This window comes from Pseudomonadales bacterium (genome assembly GCA_024234165.1).
In the GTDB taxonomy this organism is placed as follows: Bacteria; Pseudomonadota; Gammaproteobacteria; order Pseudomonadales; family UBA5518; genus UBA5518.
On the sequence record JACKOP010000001.1, the window covers coordinates 877,734 to 898,921 of the forward strand.

Consider the following 21,188-nt stretch of genomic DNA (forward strand, 5'->3'; position numbering starts at 1 on the left):
AGGAGGAAAAAGTCAGAATCAAATGCCGTGAAGCTACAGCTTCACACTATTTTGCTGGAAAGGGTTGACAGGGGAGTCCATACACGATTGTTGAACGAAGCCGCTTCGCGGCAGGAACAAGACGAGAAGAACGAGACGTCAAAACCGGGAAACTTCTCCGGCACCCCCAGGCCCGGGTGTGCATCACCAAAGGAGAAGCGACATGGATTCATCGGAGCAAACCCGTTTTGACGCACTGTACGCGAAGCATCTTAGAGCACTGAAGCTCCAAGGCAAGGCAGCGAAGACGATCGATGGTTACGCACGAGTGCTGCGCCGGGTAGCCGCACACTTCGATCGCTGTCCGGATCGACTGGACGCGGAAGACTTCAAGTCGTACTTCGCCTCGCTGATCGACGAGCGATCGTGGAGCCTGGTGAAGATCGAACGCTGCGGACTGCAGTTCTTCTACGAACACGTCCTGGAGCAGGAGTGGCCGTGGTGGACATGATCAAGCCGCCAGTGGTGCACGCACTGCCCGATGTGCTCAGCGTCGACGAGGTTGCACAGATCATCCGGGCGAGTCGCGAGCGGCGCTACCGGACGTTCTGGCTGACGACCTACAGCCTGGGCCTGCGTCTGGGTGAAACCCTGCGATTGCGGATCGGTGATATCGACAGCGCCCGTGCCCGGTCCATGTCCGCAGCGGCAAGGGACACAAGGACCGCTTCGTGGTGCTGCCGGCACTCACCCTGCAGTGCCTGCGCCGCTACTGGCGTGATCATCGTCATCATGAGCTGTTGTTTCCGTGGCGTGCTGGACCGCAGGGTGCCGCGCCCGTCACCTTCATGGATCGAGGCAGCACCCAGAAAGCGTTTGCCCGTGTCGTGGCCGACTGCGGCATCCGCAAGCGGGTGTCGACCCACAGTCTTCGCCATGCCTACGCCACCCACCTCTTCGAAGTCGGCCTGAATCTGCGCGGTGTGCAGGGAACTGCTCGGTCATGCCTGCCCGAAAACCACGGCGTGCTATGTGCACATGACGGACAAGTGCCGTGATGATCGCCGCCGGCCTGCCAGAACCACTGCACCTCGCAGTGGCTCGATCGGCAACGCCGCAAGCTCCTGCCCGTGGACTACTTCATGGTGACCTTTACCTTGCCGGCACCCTTGCGTGCCATTGCGCAGGCGCACCCCGAAACCGTCTATGCCGCCTTGTTTCGCGCCGCCTCGCAGACCCTCAACGGTTTCGCGACGCGAAAGCTCAAGGCGGAACTCGGCCAATGCGCGGTACTGCACACCCACAACCGTCGTCTCGATCTGCACCCTCATTGTGCCCGGAGGCGCACTCGATGCGCGGCGCCAACAGTGGCGAAAACTCTCCGGGCGTTACCTCTTCAACGCCTTTGCTCTGGCCCGGTGGTGTTTCGCGCCCGTATGCTGCAGGCCCTGCAACTCGCCGGTGTGCCGATCCCCATCGGCCTGCCGCCAAAATGGGTGGTCGACTGTCGCCGTGTCGGTCGTGGCGAGCCGGCATTGCAGTACCTCTCGCGCTACCTCTACCGGGGTGTCATCCACGAGCGCGACCTCCTCGACTACGATCGCCTCGCCGGCACCGTCACCTTCCGCTACCGTGACGCCAAGACCCGCCAGCCCGCACTGCGCACCCTGCCCATCGCCGAGTTCCTGTGGCGCGTGCTCGCCCACGTCCTGCCGACCGGATTTCGTCGTGTGCGCGAGTACGGATTCCTGCACTGCCGGGCCAGGCGACGCCTCGTTCTCGTGCAACTCGTCTTGCATGTGCTGGTCCAGGCGGCAACGTTGCGACCACGCCCACCGCTGTGTTGCATGCGCTGCCATACACCAATGATCGTCGTCGCCATCACCAAGCGCCGCCAACCCGACGGCTGAGGCAGCGTCCGCGGATCGCCACACGATCCGCTGGCCCGGAGAGCATGGCGTGCTCGCCGGCGATCCACTCCCGAGGAGGACCTCGCGCCACTGATGGATCCAGCCAGGTAAGACACGCTGCGCTCGCGGGTGCGGGTCGCGTTCGTCTGGTGAAAATCATTCCGCCTGATCGGGCAACGACGCCCCCACACGTTTGAAAAGCTTTCCCCTATAAAAAGCGTTCGCCACCCCAGGGCACGGGCTTGTTCAACCCGGGATCAGGTCGCGGCTGCGCGCGACCTATCCCTATTCGTTAGGTGGCCAACGGTACCACGCTCGGAGTAAGCTTTGGCCGAACAAGCCTGATATGGGTGCCGGTATGGCGAGCGCGGCAATGCAGCAACTTAAGGCGCAGGTTCTGAAGCTGCCGGAAGAGGAGCGGGCGGAACTTGTACACGATGTGATTGCCAGCTTGGATGGGCCGGGGGAAGACAGAGTGGAAGAAGCCTGGGCAGAGGAGATCACGCGCCGAATCCACGAAATCAGGGCCGGAACCGTGCAGACCGTTGACGCTGCAGAGGTGATGGCACGAATTGCTGCCCGTGTCCGCGGCAGCAAGTGAGACCAGTACGATTCCACCCCGCCGCAGCGATTGAGGCTGAGGAAGCTGCGGCGTGGTACTCCACCGAGCGTCCGGGGCTCGGATCCCAGTTCGGGGCAGCGGTTGAGGAGGCCGTGACCGTGTTGATGCAGGACACGATTCCTGCCACGCGCTACCCGCATGTCCCGGATGACCTCAACGCACGCCGCATCCGGTTGAAACGATTCCCATACGATCTTGTCTTCGTACCGGACGGCGACGGCGACGGCGTCGAGGTTGTTGCTGTTGCTCATCACCGCAGACTTCCAGATTACTGGCTCGCGAGACTGGACACCTAACGTTTGCAGTAAGCGGCACGCAGCGGCAGGACGCGCTTGGCCCAGAATGAAGTGAGGGCCAAGCGTGGCCTGTTGCGGAGTGTCCGCTTGACCGCTGGGTTGAACGAAGCCGCTTCGCGGCAGGAACGAGACAAGAAGAACGAGACGCCAAAACCGGGAAACTTCTCCGGCACCCCCAGGCCCGGGTGTGCATCACCGAAGGAGAAGCGACGTGGATTCATCGGAGCAAACCCGTTTTGACGCACTGTACGCGAAGCATCTTAGAGCACTGAAGCTCCAGGGCAAGGCAGCGAAGACGATCGATGGTTACGCACGAGCGCTGCGCCGGGTAGCCGCACACTTCGATCGCTGTCCGGATCGACTGGCCGCGGAAGACTTCAAGTCCTACTTCGCCTCGCTGATCGACGAGCGCTCGTGAAGCCTGGTGAAGATCGAACGCTGCGGACTGCAGTTCTTCTACGAACACGTCCTGGAGCGGGAGTGGCCGTGGGTGGACATGATCAAGCCGCCAGTGGTGCACGCGCTGCCCGATGTGCTCAGCGTCGACGAGGTCGCACAGATCATCCGGGCGAGTCGCGAGCGGCGCTACCGGACGTTCTGGCTGACGACCTACAGCCTGGGCCTGCGTCTGGGTGAAACCCTGCGATTGCGGATCGGTGATATCGACAGCGCCCGTGCCCAGGTCCATGTCCGCAGCGGCAAGGGACACAAGGACCGCTTCGTGGTGCTGCCGGCACTCACCCTGCAGTGCCTGCGCCGCTACTGGCGTGATCATCGTCATCATGAGCTGTTGTTTCCAGGGCGTGCTGGACCGCAGGGTGCCGCGCCCGTCACCTTCATGGATCGAGGCAGCACCCAGAAAGCGTTTGCCCGTGTCGTGGCCGACTGCGGCATCCGCAAGCGGGTGTCGACCCACAGTCTTCGCCATGCCTACGCCACCCACCTCTTCGAAGTCGGCCTGAATCTGCGCGGTGTGCAGGAACTGCTCGGTCATGCCTGCCCGAAAACCACGGCGTGCTATGTGCACATGACGGACAAGTGCCGTGATGATCGCCGCCGGCCTGCCAGAACCACTGCACCTCGCAGTGGCTCGATCGGCAACGCCGCAAGCTCCTGCCCGTGGACTACTTCATGGTGACCTTTACCTTGCCGGCACCCTTGCGTGCCATTGCGCAGGCGCACCCCGAAACCGTCTATGCCGCCTTGTTTCGCGCCGCCTCGCAGACCATCAACGGTTTCGCGACGCGAAAGCTCAAGGCGGAACTCGGCCAATGCGCGGTACTGCACACCCACAACCGTCGTCTCGATCTGCACCCGCACGTGCACCTCATTGTGCCCGGAGGCGCACTCGATGCGCGGCGCCGACAGTGGCGGAAACTCTCCGGCCGTTACCTCTTCTACGCCTTTGCCCTGGCTCGGGTGTTCCGCGCTCGGATGCTGCAGGCCCTGCAACTCGCCGGTGTGCCGATCCCCGTCGGTCTGCCGTCGAAGTGGGTGGTCGACTGTCGCCGTGTCGGTCGTGGTGAGCCGGCATTGCAGTACCTCTCGCGCTACCTCTACCGGGGTGTCATCCACGAGCGCGACCTCCTCGACTACGATCGCCTCGCCGGCACCGTCACCTTCCGCTACCGTGACGCCAAGACCCGCCAGCCCGCACTGCGCACCCTGCCCATCGCCGAGTTCCTGTGGCGCGTGCTCGCCCACGTCCTGCCCACCGGATTTCGTCGTGTGCGCGAGTACGGATTCCTGCACTGTCGAGCCAGGCGACGCCTCGTTCTCGTGCAACTCGTCTTGCATGTGCTGATCCAGGCGGCAACGTTACGACCACGCCCACCGCTGTGTTGCATGCGCTGCCATACACCGATGATCGTCGTCGCCATCACCAAACGCCGCCAACCCGACGACTGAGACAACGTCCGCGGATCGCCACACGATCCGCTGGCCCGGAGAGCGTGGCGTGCTCGCCGGCGATCCACTCCCGAGGAGGATCTCGCACCACCTATGGATCCAGCCAAGTAAGACACGCTGCGCTCGCGGGTGCGGGTCGCGTTCGTCTGGTGAAAATCATTCCGCCTGATCGGGCAACGACGCCCTCGTGCGTCTGAAAAGCTTTCCCCTATAAAAAGCGTTCGCCACCCCAGGGGACGGGCTTGTTCAACCCGGGATCAGGTCGCGGCTGCGCGCGACCTATCCCTATTCGTTAGGTACGCGCCTTCCACTGCTCAGGATTACGCGCGGCGTGCATGACGGCAAGAACACTGATCTTGCGTTCAATGACGATATAGAAGACGCAGTACGGGAACCGATGAATGAGCGCGCGGCGCACACCCATATGCACTTCCTGATACTGGAACGGATTCTTTAGGACTCGCTCGACCGCTTCCTCGGCGCAAAGCATGAAGTCGTTGCCCAAGCCGGGACGACACTCTTGATAGAAGGTATAGGTGTCTGCCAGATCCGCTTCCGCCTCGGGGCGGACAAACAGTTCGTAGGCCACGTTAGGCCTTGATGATGCGGCGTTTCACGTTTTCCCAGGTGTCCCCGGGATTGGCGTCAGAGGCCATTGCGGCCAAGCGCTGCTCCAGAACGGCCTGCTGCTCCTTCGTTACAACGACGTCATTGGCGGCTTCATGCACGCTTTCCCAGAGTTCCTGGGCAAGAATGATGCGCTCGCTAGCGCTAAGCTTTTGAATATTCATGCGTTTTCAGCCTCCGACGGTGCCGGGTAAGTATACCCGCTTCCGGGGGGCTACTCGAAGCCCCGCTCGCGTACCTAACGTTTGAGCTCAGGCCGCGGCCCGTCAGGGCCGTCGCGCCTGCAGCGAATTGTTGAACGAAGCCGCTTCGCGGCAGGAACGAGACAAGAAGAACGAGACGCCAAAACCGGGAAACTTCTCCGGCACACCCAGGCCCGGGTGTGCATCACCAAAGGAGAAGCGACATGGATTCATCGGAGCAAACCCGTTTTGACGCACTGTACGCGAAGCATCTTAGAGCACTGAAGCTCCAAGGCAAGGCAGCGAAGACGATCGATGGTTACGCACGAGTGCTGCGCCGGGTAGCCGCACACTTCGATCGCTGTCCGGATCGACTGGACGCGGAAGACTTCAAGTCGTACTTCGCCTCGCTGATCGACGAGCGATCGTGGAGCCTGGTGAAGATCGAACGCTGCGGACTGCAGTTCTTCTACGAACACGTCCTGGAGCGGGAGTGGCCGTGGGTGGACATGATCAAGCCGCCAGTGGTGCACGCACTGCCCGATGTGCTCAGCGTCGACGAGGTTGCACAGATCATCCGGGCGAGTCGCGAGCGGCGCTACCGGACGTTCTGGCTGACGACCTACAGCCTGGGCCTGCGTCTGGGTGAAACCCTGCGATTGCGGATCGGTGATATCGACAGCGCCCGTGCCCAGGTCCATGTCCGCAGCGGCAAGGGACACAAGGACCGCTTCGTGGTGCTGCCGGCACTCACCCTGCAGTGCCTGCGCCGCTACTGGCGTGATCATCGTCATCATGAGCTGTTGTTTCCGTGGCGTGCTGGACCGCAGGGTGCCGCGCCCGTCACCTTCATGGATCGAGGCAGCACCCAGAAAGCGTTTGCCCGTGTCGTGGCCGACTGCGGCATCCGCAAGCGGGTGTCGACCCACAGTCTTCGCCATGCCTACGCCACCCACCTCTTCGAAGTCGGCCTGAATCTGCGCGGTGTGCAGGAACTGCTCGGTCATGCCTGCCCGAAAACCACGGCGTGCTATGTGCACATGACGGACAAGTGCCGTGATGATCGCCGCCGGCCTGCCAGAACCACTGCACCTCGCAGTGGCTCGATCGGCAACGCCGCAAGCTCCTGCCCGTGGACTACTTCATGGTGACCTTTACCTTGCCGGCACCCTTGCGTGCCATTGCGCAGGCGCACCCCGAAACCGTCTATGCCGCCTTGTTTCGCGCCGCCTCGCAGACCCTCAACGGTTTCGCGACGCGAAAGCTCAAGGCGGAACTCGGCCAATGCGCGGTACTGCACACCCACAACCGTCGTCTCGATCTGCACCCTCATTGTGCCCGGAGGCGCACTCGATGCGCGGCGCCAACAGTGGCGAAAACTCTCCGGGCGTTACCTCTTCAACGCCTTTGCTCTGGCCCGGGTGTTTCGCGCCCGTATGCTGCAGGCCCTGCAACTCGCCGGTGTGCCGATCCCCATCGGCCTGCCGCCAAAATGGGTGGTCGACTGTCGCCGTGTCGGTCGTGGCGAGCCGGCATTGCAGTACCTCTCGCGCTACCTCTACCGGGGTGTCATCCACGAGCGCGACCTCCTCGACTACGATCGCCTCGCCGGCACCGTCACCTTCCGCTACCGTGACGCCAAGACCCGCCAGCCCGCACTGCGCACCCTGCCCATCGCCGAGTTCCTGTGGCGCGTGCTCGCCCACGTCCTGCCGACCGGATTTCGTCGTGTGCGCGAGTACGGATTCCTGCACTGCCGGGCCAGGCGACGCCTCGTTCTCGTGCAACTCGTCTTGCATGTGCTGGTCCAGGCGGCAACGTTGCGACCACGCCCACCGCTGTGTTGTATGCGCTGCCATACACCAATGATCGTCGTCGCCATCACCAAGCGCCGCCAACCCGACGGCTGAGGCAGCGTCTGCGGATCGCCACACGATCCGCTGGCCCGGAGAGCATGGCGTGCTCGCCGGCGATCCACTCCCGAGGAGGACCTCGCGCCACTGATGGATCCAGCCAGGTAAGACACGCTGCGCTCGCGGGTGCGGGTCGCGTTCGTCTGGTGAAAATCATTCCGCCTGATCGGGCAACGACGCCCCCACACGTTTGAAAAGCTTTCCCCTATAAAAAGCGTTCGCCACCCCAGGGCACGGGCTTGTTCAACCCGGGATCAGGTCGCGGCTGCGCGCGACCTATCCCTATTCGTTAGGCGGCGCCCGGCGTGAGGCACGAGTGAACGTAGTTGTTGACGGCACTTGCGGCCAGCGGGGGAAAGATCACCAGTGGAAGAAGCCCCAGCGCCAGAATGACATTGAGTATCACCATTGCGGGGATACGGCCTCGCCCGCCTCCGAGAAGCCAAGGTCGATGCGGCGCGATGCCTTGTGTTGCCAAGTATTCCATGCTCGAACGTACTTCCGAGGCAAGGGAGCCCCAAGTCAGTGCGAGAGTCGACAGCGCAACCCAACAGAACACCCAGAACGGCTCCTCGGGTATCGGGAATGGACCGCGCCTCTGGACCACCTCCCAGATGAATGCCCAGACCAGCGTGATGAGCGCAATGCTGCCAAGAACCTTCAGAAGAAGTGCCAGGAGTCGAGTCCGGCGCGACTTGCGTTCAACAGCGTGTGTCGCCTCGGGAGCAGCTTTCTGCCTCGAGAGCGTGGCGGTTCGAAGGTCGGCATGGCGCTGTGACCATCTGGAAAACACAAACGCCCAATACAGGCCGCCCGTCAGCAGGCCAAGTATGGTGCCTAGGCCAACCTTGAGCGTGAGGGCCTCAGCGTCTTTCGGGTCGATCAAATTCCCAGACATCACTAAGGAACCTCTGCAAAACCTCTGTAAAAACCTGGCTTGCATCCGCCTGGTATGAGACAGTCGAGGCATGAAACAGATGAGCCTTGCCCCCATGAGCGGTTTTGAGTTGAAGACGCGGCGCACGCGAAAGCGTGTGTTCCTGAGTGAGATGCAGCAGGTCGTGCCGTGGGCGGATCTGGTGGCAATCATTGCGCCGTATGCACCCACACCCGGCCCGAAAGGCGGGCGCCCGCCATTTGCAGTGGAAACGATGCTGCGCATCCACTTCCTGCAGCAGTGGTTCGGGTTGTCGGATCCGGCCATGGAAGAGGCGCTCTACGACGTGCCGCTGTACCGCGAGTTTGCTGGTCTGGATGTGGGAGTTGACCGCCTGCCTGATGAGAGCACCATTTTGCGTTTTCGGCATCTGCTCGAAGCGCACGGCTTGGAGCACACGCCTCTTCGATCACATCAACACGCTTCTGGCGGAGCGCGGTTTGCTTCTCAAGGCGGGAACAGCTGTCGACGCCACGATCATCGCTGCCCCGTCCTCGACGAAAAACGATACGGGTACGCGCGACTCTGAGATGCACCAGACAAAGAAAGGAAACCAATGGTTCTTCGGCATGAAGGCGCACATTGGGGTGGATGCCGACTCGGGGCTGGTGCACACGGTGGTGACGACATCGGCCAACGCGCACGACGTCACGCAAGCACACGAACTGTTGCACGGTGAAGAAGAGGATGTCTTCGCTGATTCGGGCTACCGAGGCGTTGAAAAGCGCGAGGAGATCAAGGCGAATCGGCCACAGCCGAACTGGCACGTGGCGATGATGCCCGGCAAGCGCCGAGCGCTGGACAAGAATACCCCGCGCGGCAGTCTGGTCGATGCGTTGGAGCGGACCAAGGCGCGTATCCGGGCGAAGGTCGAGCATCCGTTTCGGGTGCTCAAGTGCCAGTTCGGATTCACCAAGGTGCGCTACAGAGGGTCTGGCCAAGAACACAGCCAACTTTGGCCACCCTCTTTGCGTTGGTCAATTTGTGGCTGGCGCGCAAACGAATTTTGCAGGCTTGCGGGGGATGAGTGTGCCCGCTGAGCATGACCACGGTAATCGATGGCGAGCTGATCACGCTTTCTGATGGTCTGCAGCCGTGATGTGATATTGCGAGGTGTCCGGCATTGGCGCTGCCGGTGTCGACCGCGTTTTGGGTGCGACGCAACCGCAGCGCCCGGCGGCTACGAGGCGCTGTGGCGACGGTCTGACGATGGCTCAGAAGACCGGGTCGGACGGCTCGTCGGGGATTGTGAGGGGCAGTTCGAGCTGGGTGCGCTCGGCGCGCTGGGCGGCGTACTCAGCGGCGGTGTGGCGATGGTGGCGACGGATCTGCACGAAGTAGCGCGACTCGAAGGCGCGGATCACCTCGTAGAGGAAGTCGAGGATGTGTGCCGCGCCCTCGTCGCTGAGCTGCTCGGGGAATTCGATGGGGTGGTGCCGGGACGATTTCATGGTTGCCGGCTCAAGCGCTGGTGAGCCGGGTGCGGCGCGTGCCGGCGGATTGCCCGGGGGCGTGAACACCGCGAGGTACAGCTTCTCGTCGAGCTGGACGAGCTCGCGCTGCGCGGCGGCGGCGAGCAGTTCCGCGGCCATGGTGGTGAGCGCACGGTAGTTACCCATGGCGTGGTCGCAGACGGTGTGCATCAGCTCGGGTGTCATCAGAGCGGGGGCGCCGGCGCTTGCGAGCAGGTGCTTCAGGCAGGCCAGCAGTTCCTCGCGGCTGGCGTACTCCAGCGAGAGGCGTGCGCGGATGCGCGAACCGAGCGGCAGGAGTTCGTCGCGGCGCAGCAACTCGTTCAGACGCTGGTCGCCGGCGAGCACGACGCTCAGCAGGCTGCGCGAGTCGAAGTGCGCCGAGGCGAGCAGGCGCAACTCCGAGAGCACGAGCGGGGCGACCTGTTGCGCCTCGTCGATCAGCAGCACGGGGCGAAGCCGCGTGCTCTCCAGATGGGCGATCCAGCGGGTGCGCAGCGCCTTGAAGCCCATCCAGCGGTTGTGCGGGCGCAGCTCCACGGCGAACAGATCACCGAGCTCGCGGTAGAAGTCGGCGAGGTTGGCGCTCGGGTGCGTGAGTGCGGCGACGGTCAGATCCGGCACGGGGGCGAGGCGCTCGGCGATCAGGCGCAGCGCCACGCTCTTGCCCGTACCGACGTCGCCGCTGATCAGCGCGAAGCCGCCTTCGCGCACGAGCGCGTGCTCGATACGCCAGGCGAAGTTCTCCACCGCCGGCGTGAGGCGCAGCGCCTCGGTGGGCAGTTCGGGCGAGAAGGGATTCCACTTCAGACCATAAAGGGCGAGCAGTTGCTTGTTCATCGCAGCGGATCCTCGGCAAGGGGTGCGTCGTTGGACAGGGGCACGTAGGCCGGAGGCAGCCCGGTGGCGGCATACTCGACCATGAGCGCGCGTAACAGCGGCGCCATGGGGCTGTGCGCCGGCGGGTCGGGCAGCACGGGCACCGTAGGCGTGCGCACTGCGTGCAGGCGTCTCGCGGCGCTGGCGTGAGCCGTCTTGTCCAGCGGGTAGAGCGCACAGATCGGCGTCCCGCTCAGCGGATCGATCAGCTCGACCGTGCGCAGGTCCCAGCGCGCGTAGCGCACCGTGAGCCGTGCGAGGTGGCGGTAGCGCGAGGGCACCTCGAAGCGTGTGCTCTCGAGCGAGAACGTGCCGTCGGAGCGCCGTTGGGTGCGCACGGCTTCGGTGCGAAACGCCCGGCGCAGCCGCTCGCTCGCCTGGGGCACTCGCGCCCGACATCGGTGCCGTCGCCGTAGCGTGCCAGCGGAGAACAGCCGAGTTCGCTGTGCGAACGGCGGTTGTACTCCATCTCGACCCAGGCCTGCGTGGCCTCGTTCAGCCGCTCGAGCGTGAGCTCTGCGCAGCCCTCGAGCATCGCCATCAGGCGCGACTCCACGCTCGCCCAGAACGTCTCCTGCTTGGCGTTCTGGTACGGCGAGTACGGCAGCGTGGTCTCGTGCACGATGCCGAGCGTGTGCAGCCCGGCCGTGACCTCGGCGGCCAGCATCGGTGCGCCGTTGTCGGTCATCAGCGCACGCGGCAACGCGCGCTTCTGCAGCGCTTGCGAGAGCCCGTGCACGAAGGTCTCGGCCGTCTCGGCCAGATACCACTGCAGGTGGCAGGCAAGACGCGAGTGGTCATCGATCACCCCGAGCAGCACGGGTTTTGCCACACGCCCGTGCGGCTGAGCACCGGGTGTGTGCCGTGGTGGAAGTCGGCGTGCCAGAGCGCGTTGGTGTGCGCGCTCTCGTAAGAGCGGACCTCGACCCGCGCGAGCCGTTCGCGTGCCTCGGCGCGAGCGGCGCTGTCGCGCACGGATCGCCGCGCCTGGCGAAACAACCCCTGCGCCGCAAAGTAGCGGCGCACGCTCGCGTACGAGGGCGCCGCCCCGAGTGCCGGATCCTCGCGCAGCCGTACGGCCAGGTTGTCGTAGTGCAGCTGCACCGTCCAGCTCGGGTGCGCGTGGTACTGGGCGTACAGCAGCGCACCGATCGCCGTCGACAGGCTGCGCTGGCGACCGGCATCCTTGCGCACCCCGCGGCGTAGTGCCGCCACCGGATCCGTGCGGGCGTTCTTCGCCGCGTAGTACCAGCGCTCGATCGTCGAGCGCCCGAACCGCACGGCCTCCCCCGTGACCGGGTGGCGCCAGTGTCGGGCCGCCAGCTGCACCAGCGTCTGCTGCAGCGCACCCGGCTCGGGCGGCGCCGCCAGCAGCGGACCGATGATCATGAAGCGCAGCCGTGCCCAGCGGTCTCGATCGCCCTCGACCGTCCTGCCCATGCGAAATCCCCGTGCGGTGAGTGTATGCGCAGCCTACGCAGCTCCTCCCGCCTCGCGGCACCCGCATCGTCTGCGGGTCATCCGCGCGCCCTCACCGAACGCGACAGCGGTGCGAGCAGCCGCAGCAGCCCCACCACCGAAGTTGCCGAGAAGGCCTCACCCCAGCGTTCCAGCAATCCGCGCGGCAACGCTTGCTCCTCCACTGGCGTGGCCAGTCGTGCCCGGATCGCCGCCCACGGCGCACTGGCTGCGAAATCTCTCCGCCACCACCGTCGCCAGCGCTCGAGCGTGCGCAAACCGACCCCGATACGCTCGCACAGTCGCTGCCGGTGCCGCTCACTCAGACCCTGTGCCAGCGCACACGCCAGCACCACCACGGCGCCCGCAAACACCCGGCGCCCCAGAAAACGCACCGACGACGGCGTCATGCGCCGTCGGCACCCGTCGCGGGCACAGCAGAAACTCAGGCGTCGCACCCGTCCGGCCCGAACAGCGCACGCGGCACGCCGCGCGGCTTGCGCGGGTAGTCGGCGCGATGCAGCGGCGCACCGCACGCCGGACAGCCGCCAGCGCTCTCCTGCTCCGCCAGGTCGTGATCGATCAGCTGCAAAAACCGCCAGAAGCTGGCATCGCGTAACAGGGCATGGCACATTGGGTGGTCTCGCATTCTTGGTCGAACACGAGACAACCCCCTCGGAGGGCTTCTTGCAAGCTCTTCGAGGGGGCCTTGCTTCCGCTCCTCACCAACCGTGACAAAAAACGGCCGGAAATCCCTCAGATAGTCTGGTCAAGCTCACGCAGCACGGGCAAGAGCCCCGAAACGGGCTGAAAGTAGCTAAAAAACGGGCGGATTTGATGAAAATCAGCTGCCACACTCATTATTTTGTCCAACCTACGCAATATCTCGTAATTCACCGGATGTTGTGCAGAGGTTCCCTAACCTCCGATGAGCGGACAGTTGCGCCGCCTAACGACGGCCATCAGCCGCGGGAACCGGCAAGCGAAGCGCCGCCGGTTCCTGTCGGCTGCATGGCCTGGTTATGCGAGGGGCCGATCAGACAGCAAACAGAACTCCGATGCATCCGTCCCCTCCGTTCTTCGCACGAGCCGGGCGGCCCCGGTTCAGCCGGACTGCTACGTGACCGACACGGCAAAACCGTTTGGCGCCTTCTCACGCGAGGCTAACCCGGTAGCATGCGAGACGCAATCGTGACGACGCGACTCGATCTTCTTTCGGGACCGAGCGTTGGGTGTCCGGCGTTGCAGGCCGACTCGCTGCCAACAGCGTTTGTTGGGCCACCGCAGGACTTTCCCCGAGGCCGCTCACCGATGAGCCCCCGAAGTTCACCGAGCGTTCCCCAAGGACGGGCTCCGCTTTTCCTCTCCAGCGAGTCCCCGTGGGGATATCCCGCGTGAACTCCCTTCGGGACCGAGCATTGGGTATCCGGCGTTCGCGTCCGTCTCGCTCCCAACGGGCCTTGTTGGCCCACCGCAGGAACTTTCCCCGACGCCGCTCACCAATGGAGCCTCCACAGTTCAACGAGCATTCTCTAAAGACGGGCTCCGCTTTTCCCCTCCAGCGAGCACCCGCTTGAACATGCGTGGCGAGCGGTGGTTCCGGCGACTCGGGCCGAGGCGCTCCAGGAACAGCATTCACGCCTCGACTCCTTCGAGCGTCGGGCTGACGCATAACGATTGAGCTCACCGGCGCATAGCGGCTGGCGCGCGGATTGCGAATGCAAGCCGCGTGACAGACGCGCAATGCGACCGGTGGAGCGATTGGTTAGGCTCAACTGCCACATCCACCGAAGGCGCACATTGAGATGAAGCCGATGGCCACTGACAGCACGTACATCCCCGCTGCGTAAACAGCCCCCAACAACCACCGAGTGATGCGAGCGGCCGGCACAGCCTTCATTATGGCCTTGAGTCCCGAAGCAATCAGAAATACGAGCGCGGCAATCCACACCACCAAGAGAACCTTGTCGTAATGCTCGAATCTCGCCAGCAACGCAGCCGTGATGTATGAGCTTAGTGAGAATGCGATTGGTACTCCGACGAGTCCCCAGAGCCAACGAGAAGCGGTTCGGTCGGCCATGAGCCTAACGATTCAGCTCAGCGACGGCCTCGGCGGCGGCGGTGGTGCGCACCGTGCGCTCACGAACTCCCGCGACGCTCGAACGCACGGCGGAGAGGCCGTTCGCTGCAGCGCTCTGGTTAGGCATCACGTCTTTGGGTATCTGACAATGTTTCCTCCGCCTTGCACGAAGAACGACTCGCCAGAAGGGTCGCCCCACTGCCAACTCTCGTAGCCACTTGAAAGTGGAATAATCTCCAATCGCAGCCCGCCATCGAAATCAACCAGGAGGTCTGCTGTGCCCTCGCGTAACTTGACGGCGCTGACGCTGGCAGAAGCAAGCAACGATGTCGCTGCTGCTGCCGCATCAATGTGTGCAGGTAATCCGAACTTCTGGCCGTGGTCATCACTGCTCAATCTAATCCGGCCATCTCGAATAATGCGCCACGGACAGTCAGCTGCAATCCACACCTTCGCCTCAAAGAGAAAACACCAACTATCCGGCTCACGAAACGTCACTTCGCCAACGACACGCCCGATCATCCAAGAAAGGTCAATGTCTTGGGGCGCAAAATTGAGGTGTCGGTTTGTTTCGGACATTCGCGCTCTGATGCCTAACGTTTGAGCTCAGGCCGCGGCCCGTCAGGGACGTCGTGCCTGCAGCGAACTGTTAGCAGCGCCTATCAGGCGCCGCCCACCCCCAACTGCACTTTGCCGCGCGCGAATACGAACCTGCAACTGCTGAGCTCAACTTTTCCAAACGGCACTCGGGTTGGAATGTACGCGCGCGGAACAACTGCCCCTAGGCACAGCCTGGCCGAAAGGCCCCAACTCTGACGGCTATCACGGCCGACGGAAATTGCGGTGATGGAAACACCAGCAGATCAACAACAGCATCCACTTTCTGGTGCACAACGCCACGACACCGCACGCACTCGAATCAATCATTTTTCGCCGTGAGCTCCGCGATGCTAACGCCGAAGTTAAGTCGTGCCGCGAAGCGGCATCGGCTTGAACGCATTGTTAGACATCATTGCCGAGCACCTTGGTGATCTCGCTTTTCATGAAGTGAATAAATTCTTCCAACTTATCTGCGCGCAAGACCGAGCGATCTTCCTCTTGCCCAAGATAAGCCTGTCTAGCTTCAAGCAAGACAGACTGATGCTGGGCAGGTAGATGTTCCATTGCCCAGTTGGCAGCGACATCCTTCGGCGCGATTTTACCAGTTGCTGCGCTGTACCAAATGCGGGACAACGTAAGCACTACATTTCGCTCATCGCCGGCCCAGTCGGGCTGCGAGTTCCATAGCTTCAAGGTTTCATTCAGCGCCTTGATTAGATCTTGTTCAGGAACTGGATCAAAGAGTTCCTCCGCCGCTGGACCTACCAAAGCCACGCTATGTTCTCTCGCTTTCGTTAGCAAGATAGCCAGATCGATGTCGATCGTGGCTGGCTCGAAGATACCCGCAAGAATGTCATTGCGCTGCCATTCTCCAAATTGCAGTTCGCGCTTGGCTGGATAACGCCACGGCATAATGTCTTCGTGCACGACAATGGTGACTTCTATAGCGCGGAGAATCTCACTCTCGCCTGGGAAAGCCGAAACCTCCAAAAGATCGTTGAACAAAGCTCGCCGCGTTGTGTCATCAAGCCTTGCGGTCACAGTAACCAGCAAATCAATATCACTGTATGGCTTCAGGCCGCCATCCACTGCGGAGCCGTACAAATGTACGGCAAGCAACGTCGGTTCCAGATGGTGCTCGATAACACTAAGCACCTTGGATAGTTGCGTCGAAATTTCGGCGGTCACTGAGTCCCTCATGATGTCTAACAGTGAGTGGACGGGAATCGTCCGTGTTGTAACACGGCACTCATCCACCTAGCACGCAGCGACATCGAGCACCATCCAAGCACTGATGAAGAGCCTCCAGAACCCAAAGCCATGAAAAACAACATCCTGCTCGTCTTTCCTTTCGATCAGGTTCGAAAGCTCGCCGTGTTTTTACGCAGCGACTTGCCGTATAGCACGCATGCAGCTGGATGGCCAGAATAGAACGCCATTTTCTTCTTGCTCCGGGCGACCACCGGGGTAGACTCACCCACACGTTCGACAGGGAGGTCGACCAATGGCAGCACAGCGATTGCTTGACCGGGTGCGTGAACGGATACGTACACGCCACCTGAGTTATCGTACCGAGCAGACCTACCTCGCCTGGATCCTGCGATTCATTCGCTTTCACGGGCTTCGCCATCCGAAAGACATGGGCGCGACCGAAGTCGAGGCCTTCCTGACACATCTCGCGGTCGATCGTAACGTAAGCGCCAGCACGCAGAACCAGGCCCTGAACGCGCTGCTGTTCCTTTATCGCGAGGTGCTCGGGCAGCCGTTCGGACAACTGGATTCTGTGACGCGCGCGCAGCGCCCCAAGCGCATCCCGGTCGTGCTGTCCGTCGGGGAAGTGGCTCGCGTACTCGCAAACCTTTCCGGGGTGCATTGGCTGATTTGCTGCCTGCAGTACGGATCCGGATTGCGGTTGATGGAAAGTGTTCGCCTGCGCGTGAAGGACCTGGACTTCGATCATCGCGCAATCCTCGTACGTGATGGCAAGGGCGCCAAGGATCGCGTTGTAACCCTGCCCGATGAACTGGTGGTGCCACTGCAACGCCACCTTACTGCACGCAAAGCCTTGTTCGATCGTGACACGTCGATGGACTTCGGCACGGTGTCGATTCCGTTTGCTCTCGAACGAAAATATCCGGCAGCGGCAGGCTCCTGGATGTGGCAGTACGTATTTCCCGCGACTCAGATTGGCACCGATCCACGCTCTGGACAAAGGCGAAGGCACCACATCGATGAGTCTGCCGTTCAGCGTGCGGTGCGCAACGCCGTGAGATCGGCTGACATACAAAAGCCGGCGAGTTGTCATACGCTGCGGCATTCGTTCGCCACGCACCTGCTCGAACGCGGTGCCGATATCCGCACCGTGCAGGAGCAACTGGGACACAGCGACGTTCGCACCACGCAGATCTACACGCACGTACTGCAGCGCGGCGGTCTCGCGGTGCGCAGTCCTCTTGGTGCAGCTCTATCGCCAAGCAACATCCGAGATGATTGACCAAAGTCCAACGCACCACATCACAAGATTTTGTGCTTCAACGCCACGCACCGCCCCATGCCCGCAAGCGCTCGATCCAGGACGGCGCAACGGGTGACAGTGCCGATGAGTCCATAAGCCGGTGCTTCCGTGTGGCTCCGTCTCGATCGACAAGCTCTATCTCGACACTTTTGCTGCCGGGTTCGAACCACCAACGCGTGGTGCGCTTCGAACCGACGACTTCACAACCAACCCGATTTCCCGACTCGAGCAGACGCACGCGGTGGCTTGGGGCCGCATTGCCCAGCGTCGGCAGCAGCACCACCAGAAACTGGTCATCGGCGTTTTCCCGCGCCGGGCTGACTTCGATGCGCCAGGCGCCTGGTTCACCGTTGTTGGGTCCGGTGCGGCGATTGTTCTTCAACAGCGTGCCGTGTTCGTCGTAGTTCACGCCGTCGACGAAAAAATCCAGCCCCCGCCCGCCAATCGCGTTGACGTTTGCGTCCTTCGGCAGCAGTACGCTTGCCGCAAGCGATCCGCCCGCACGTCCGGTTCGCTGCTGGGGCGCAACGCGAACGCGAAAGTCCCGCCCGCTCACGGTCGGCTGGTCGAGCGTATGCAGCAGCCAGCGTTTGCGAAACGACGCCTTGGTGGCGCGCACCTGGTCGAAGACGACGACCACATCATCGACGCGGTCGTAACCAAACGTGCGCCAGAGGCGCTCGACGCGCCGCGTGCGGTGCGAGAACATGCCCCGCCCCGACAGTTCGTTGGTATACGCTGGCGTGACGTCCGCCTGTGCAACGGCCAGTCCGTCCTCGTCCAGCACCTGTTCGATCCTGCCGGTGTGGTAGATGTCGCGCTTCGCGTTCCATTCGGCGAGGTCGAGCGGCGCTGGCTCCACACCCCAGCCGGAGCCGATGCGCCGCTGTCCACCGTCGTTGGCGATCGGACGCGGCTCTTGCCTGCCCGGTGCCGGGACCTTGTCTTCGGGGTCGGTCACGGTGACCACGTTGTGCGCGATCGCCTGGTAGGCGTAGTTCATGTGGTGGTCGGAACCGTACTGCGGTCCGTACAGCCCGCTGTCGATCGCGAGCGGCCCACCCTTGTAGATAGTGAACGCCCCCGCGTCGAGGTGCTGGTGCGACCAGAAGTTGTCGCCCGCCCTGAATGTCACGTAGCTCGCATCAGGTCCCCAGTCGCTGCGAGCGACGAGCAAACCGATACCATCGAAAAATTTTGTCAGCGGCAGTCGCGAACGGGCTGCGGGGTCGACCAGTCGTGGATTGCCAAGTGGCCCCCAGGGCCAACCGGTAGGGACTGCTCCCGGTGGAGGGTTCAGGGTGTAGGCAGCCGCATGGGAAAGCTCCAGCGCGAACGGTGCTGCGTCAGGCACGATGCGGTCGAAGAACGCACCGTCGCCCCAGCGCATGTGCGTGCCGTCGGGTCGCGTGCGGTAGACGAGAAAATCGAGGAAGCCGCGAATGCCGGGTTCGCTCGCGATCAGGTCTTCGCCGGTGGCGCTGCGCCACATCGCCGGCAACTGGTAGATCGCCTGGCCAATGCCGATGCCGACGTACTCGCCACCTTCGTGCCAGCCGCCGCTCTTGCCCATGATCTGCCGCCAGACGGGCAGCACGCGGTTCTTCCACAGGTCGTAGGTGAAGTTCATGATTGGCGCGGCGTGCGGATCGTCGCCGTAGAGCGCGATGCTGCACGCCATCAGCGCCTGCAGTGGCGAGTTGTAGAGGTAGACGTTGTACGGCGACAGGCGCTCCTTGCGAATCCTGTCGATGAGATAGTCGCAGGCCTCGATCGTCTTTTCTCTCAATTGCAGTCGTTGCGCTTCGCTCCACTGCCCGTACAGCCAGTCGTAGGCCAGCGCGAGCGGCTTGCCCTGCTCGTGACCGCGCCAGCTCGGCTGCAACGCCAGCAGTCGTTGCAACAACAGATCCAGATCGACGCTGCCCGGTTCGAGTGCGGCTTGGCGCATCACGGCATCGAAATTTCCGCTGCCACCATTGGCTTGCCGGCGCAGCTCTTGCAGATAGCGCGGATTGGCATTGCGCAGCGTGTGCAAATCCGCCTCTGTCGGATACGGTAACCGTGGGTGCGCATAACGGAAGTTCGCAAGAGGCGCCGCAGGCAACTGCTCAGGCAACGGCAATTCATGGAGCCGGCTTTCGTCGACGCGTACCTCCTTCGGGTACCGGCTCACCATCACACCGCCAATGGCCACGACAGCGATCGCCACCAGCACGATCGCGATGCTCCATACGCGATGCCTGCGATCCGTCTTTGCGCGAGAACGGCTACCGACGCCCGGACCCGCATCGGCATTGGCATCGACGTGGCCAGCCGGCACACGCCATACCGCCGCCCACGCTCCGAGCATCAGCAGCACGGTCGTGACATCACCAACCCGCCCCTGCACCTGCTGCTGGTGCCACTCGAAGGCGAAGGCCGTCAGCGCAACGAACAGGCCGCCACCCGTGGCCAGCAGCGCGCGGTGGCGCTCGTCCGACGCACGGCGTACCAGGTAGGCGAGCGCGGTGGCCGGCCACAGGCTTTCGAGGATCGACGCCATCCCGACCAATGGGTGTTCGAGATGCGCCGAGAATGGAATCCACGTGAAGCGATAGAACAATCCGCCCGGGTCGGCGCGCATCTGGTCCACCGCGAAGCCCGCAAGGATCACCAAGACCGCGATCCATGCGATGAACTGCCCACGGATCAAGCGCACGGCTGACGCCAGCAGGAGTCCGACAGATGCGCCTGCAAGCGCCTCGAGCGAGAGCTGTCGGCTGACGACCGGAATCTTGTAGAGGAGAACGGCCACAACAAAGGCTGCGAAAACTCGGGTGATTGGGCGGCCCGGAATCGCGAGCGTGCTGGCAAGCAGCCCCAGCCCGGCAACGTTGAGCACATAGACGCTGCACTGTGCCACGTCGAACGTCGCCGGGTGCAGCAGCGTGTTCCACAGCGGCGCCAGCCCGTGGCGCAGCTCGCCGACGTCGAGCGAAGGCACCAGCGGCGAAAGCTGCGAGAGCATCCAGAACCCGATCGCCAGCAGACCGACGTCCGCCAGCCTCCCCGATCTGAACCAGTGCCGCCTCCAGCGCAGGAGCACCGCCATCGGGCCGGAGTCGACGTGCCATGCTGCGCCCAGTACGGCACCGACCAGCGTTCCCGTGCTGTTCATCAACAGGTCCACGACGGAACTCACGCGCGCGGGAAGGAACTGCTGGACGAACTCCACGCTGAAACTGAGTGTTGCGCCGCACAGGGCCGCGAGCGCAACCGATGCAAACGGCGACATCCGTCGCGCCTGCAGTCGCACGAGCAGGAAGCCGAGCGGCATATAGGCGAGCACGTTCGTCAGCACATCGCCCGCGTTGAACTGACGCCCGGCGGATGGCGTGAGGAAGCCCAGCAGCCCACGTTCCGCACTGATCCAGCCGCTGAACGGGTACAGGGTCCCATAGACGACGACCGCGACGTACACCAGGGCGAGCGTCCCCCAGCGAACGTGCGCCCCCAACGGATGCGTGGATGAAGACGGCAACGCTGTTCGCTGCATTTCAGTACGTCATGGGGTTTTCATTGCACATTGCGATGTTTCCTGCCGTTGGCAGTTTGCCTGTTCGAAGGCCTGTAACGCACCATCTTCCAGGGAAAGCCGGCACGGTGCGTTGGACATCTGCCCGATACGCGACAAGAGCCGCGCCAATCACAAGGCCCCGGACATGGCTCCACGGCCACCACTGCGCGAACCGGAAGACATCGACTGGGCCACTTTCTCGACAGCCTGTCCGATCACGACCGCCCGATGCATCCTCAAACCTGGCGCGA

The 21,188-nt window shown here is 63.0% G+C and carries 14 protein-coding genes and 6 pseudogenes; 11 read left to right on the forward strand and 9 right to left on the reverse strand.

Features of this window, described 5'->3' with window-relative positions; genetic code table 11:
* Nucleotides 1-202: 202 nt before the first annotated feature.
* From H7A12_03670 to H7A12_03700, 7 genes and pseudogenes are all read left to right on the forward strand, one after another.
* Nucleotides 203-1,037 (forward strand): annotated as a pseudogene (locus H7A12_03670) (site-specific integrase).
* Between the two features lie 9 nt (nt 1,038-1,046).
* A pseudogene (locus H7A12_03675) lies at nt 1,047-1,139 on the forward strand (transposase zinc-binding domain-containing protein).
* A 276-nt stretch (nt 1,140-1,415) separates the two neighbouring features.
* The gene (locus H7A12_03680) at nt 1,416-1,889 is read left to right on the forward strand and encodes a transposase (protein MCP5319916.1); all 474 of its coding nucleotides are present in this window, start codon (nt 1,416-1,418) and stop codon (nt 1,887-1,889) included.
* A gap of 373 nt (nt 1,890-2,262) precedes the next feature.
* Entirely contained in the window at nt 2,263-2,490 is a 228-nt protein-coding gene (locus H7A12_03685) for an addiction module protein (protein MCP5319917.1), read from the forward strand.
* Nucleotides 2,487-2,807: a type II toxin-antitoxin system RelE/ParE family toxin gene (locus tag H7A12_03690; protein MCP5319918.1), complete on the forward strand. Its 321-nt coding sequence runs from the start codon at nt 2,487-2,489 to the stop codon at nt 2,805-2,807. Before H7A12_03685 ends, H7A12_03690 begins: the two co-directional genes overlap by 4 nt.
* A 211-nt stretch (nt 2,808-3,018) precedes the next feature.
* Nucleotides 3,019-3,945: pseudogene (locus tag H7A12_03695) on the forward strand (site-specific integrase).
* Nucleotides 3,939-4,715: a transposase gene (locus H7A12_03700; protein ID MCP5319919.1), complete on the forward strand. Its 777-nt coding sequence runs from the start codon at nt 3,939-3,941 to the stop codon at nt 4,713-4,715. The pseudogene H7A12_03695 and the gene H7A12_03700 overlap by 7 nt, the downstream one beginning before the upstream one ends.
* A 292-nt stretch (nt 4,716-5,007) precedes the next feature.
* Here H7A12_03700 and H7A12_03705 read toward each other — a convergent pair whose 3' ends face one another.
* A complete protein-coding gene (locus tag H7A12_03705; GenBank protein ID MCP5319920.1) occupies nt 5,008-5,304 on the reverse strand; it encodes a type II toxin-antitoxin system RelE/ParE family toxin in 297 nt (98 codons plus the stop codon).
* A 1-nt stretch (nt 5,305) separates the two neighbouring features.
* Nucleotides 5,306-5,506: an addiction module protein gene (locus tag H7A12_03710; protein MCP5319921.1), complete on the reverse strand. Its 201-nt coding sequence runs from the start codon at nt 5,504-5,506 to the stop codon at nt 5,306-5,308.
* Between the two features lie 242 nt (nt 5,507-5,748).
* On the opposite strand from H7A12_03710, the gene H7A12_03715 reads away from it, so the two are divergent.
* Together H7A12_03715 and H7A12_03720 are read left to right on the forward strand one after the other, a co-directional pair.
* Entirely contained in the window at nt 5,749-6,675 is a 927-nt protein-coding gene (locus H7A12_03715; protein MCP5319922.1) for a site-specific integrase, read from the forward strand.
* A gap of 183 nt (nt 6,676-6,858) precedes the next feature.
* On the forward strand, nt 6,859-7,434 hold the full coding sequence (locus tag H7A12_03720) for a transposase (GenBank protein ID MCP5319923.1): 576 nt from the start codon (nt 6,859-6,861) through the stop codon (nt 7,432-7,434).
* Between the two features lie 292 nt (nt 7,435-7,726).
* Here the strand turns inward: H7A12_03720 and H7A12_03725 are convergent, their stop codons facing one another.
* A complete protein-coding gene (locus H7A12_03725) occupies nt 7,727-8,335 on the reverse strand; it encodes a hypothetical protein (GenBank protein MCP5319924.1) in 609 nt (202 codons plus the stop codon).
* A 70-nt stretch (nt 8,336-8,405) separates the two neighbouring features.
* Between H7A12_03725 and H7A12_03730 the strand changes: the two are divergent.
* A pseudogene (locus H7A12_03730) lies at nt 8,406-9,401 on the forward strand (IS5 family transposase).
* A 187-nt stretch (nt 9,402-9,588) separates the two neighbouring features.
* On the opposite strand, the gene H7A12_03735 reads toward H7A12_03730, so the two are convergent.
* The 5 genes and pseudogenes from H7A12_03735 to H7A12_03755 all read right to left on the reverse strand — a co-directional run bounded on the left by H7A12_03735 (nt 9,589) and on the right by H7A12_03755 (nt 16,063).
* Nucleotides 9,589-10,686 (reverse strand): AAA family ATPase, encoded by a 1,098-nt coding sequence (locus tag H7A12_03735; GenBank protein ID MCP5319925.1) that lies wholly within the window; start codon nt 10,684-10,686, stop codon nt 9,589-9,591.
* Nucleotides 10,683-12,165, reverse strand: a pseudogene (locus H7A12_03740) (transposase). The gene H7A12_03735 and the pseudogene H7A12_03740 overlap by 4 nt, the downstream one beginning before the upstream one ends.
* A gap of 77 nt (nt 12,166-12,242) precedes the next feature.
* Nucleotides 12,243-12,817 (reverse strand): annotated as a pseudogene (locus H7A12_03745) (hypothetical protein).
* Between the two features lie 1,572 nt (nt 12,818-14,389).
* Nucleotides 14,390-14,842, reverse strand: coding sequence for a hypothetical protein (locus tag H7A12_03750; protein MCP5319926.1), 453 nt, complete (start codon nt 14,840-14,842; stop codon nt 14,390-14,392).
* 423 nt (nt 14,843-15,265) lie between these two features.
* Complete coding sequence (locus H7A12_03755; protein MCP5319927.1) at nt 15,266-16,063, reverse strand: ANT(3'')-Ia family aminoglycoside nucleotidyltransferase AadA13; 798 nt, start codon at nt 16,061-16,063, stop codon at nt 15,266-15,268.
* A gap of 304 nt (nt 16,064-16,367) precedes the next feature.
* Here H7A12_03755 and H7A12_03760 point away from each other — a divergent pair, with 304 nt between their 5' ends.
* Nucleotides 16,368-17,357, forward strand: a complete 990-nt coding sequence (locus H7A12_03760) for an integron integrase (protein ID MCP5319928.1) — start codon at nt 16,368-16,370, stop codon at nt 17,355-17,357.
* A gap of 37 nt (nt 17,358-17,394) precedes the next feature.
* Here H7A12_03760 and vanZ read toward each other — a convergent pair whose 3' ends face one another.
* Nucleotides 17,395-20,841, reverse strand: coding sequence for a VanZ family protein (vanZ, locus tag H7A12_03765; protein ID MCP5319929.1), 3,447 nt, complete (start codon nt 20,839-20,841; stop codon nt 17,395-17,397).
* Nucleotides 20,842-21,188 lie beyond the last annotated feature (347 nt).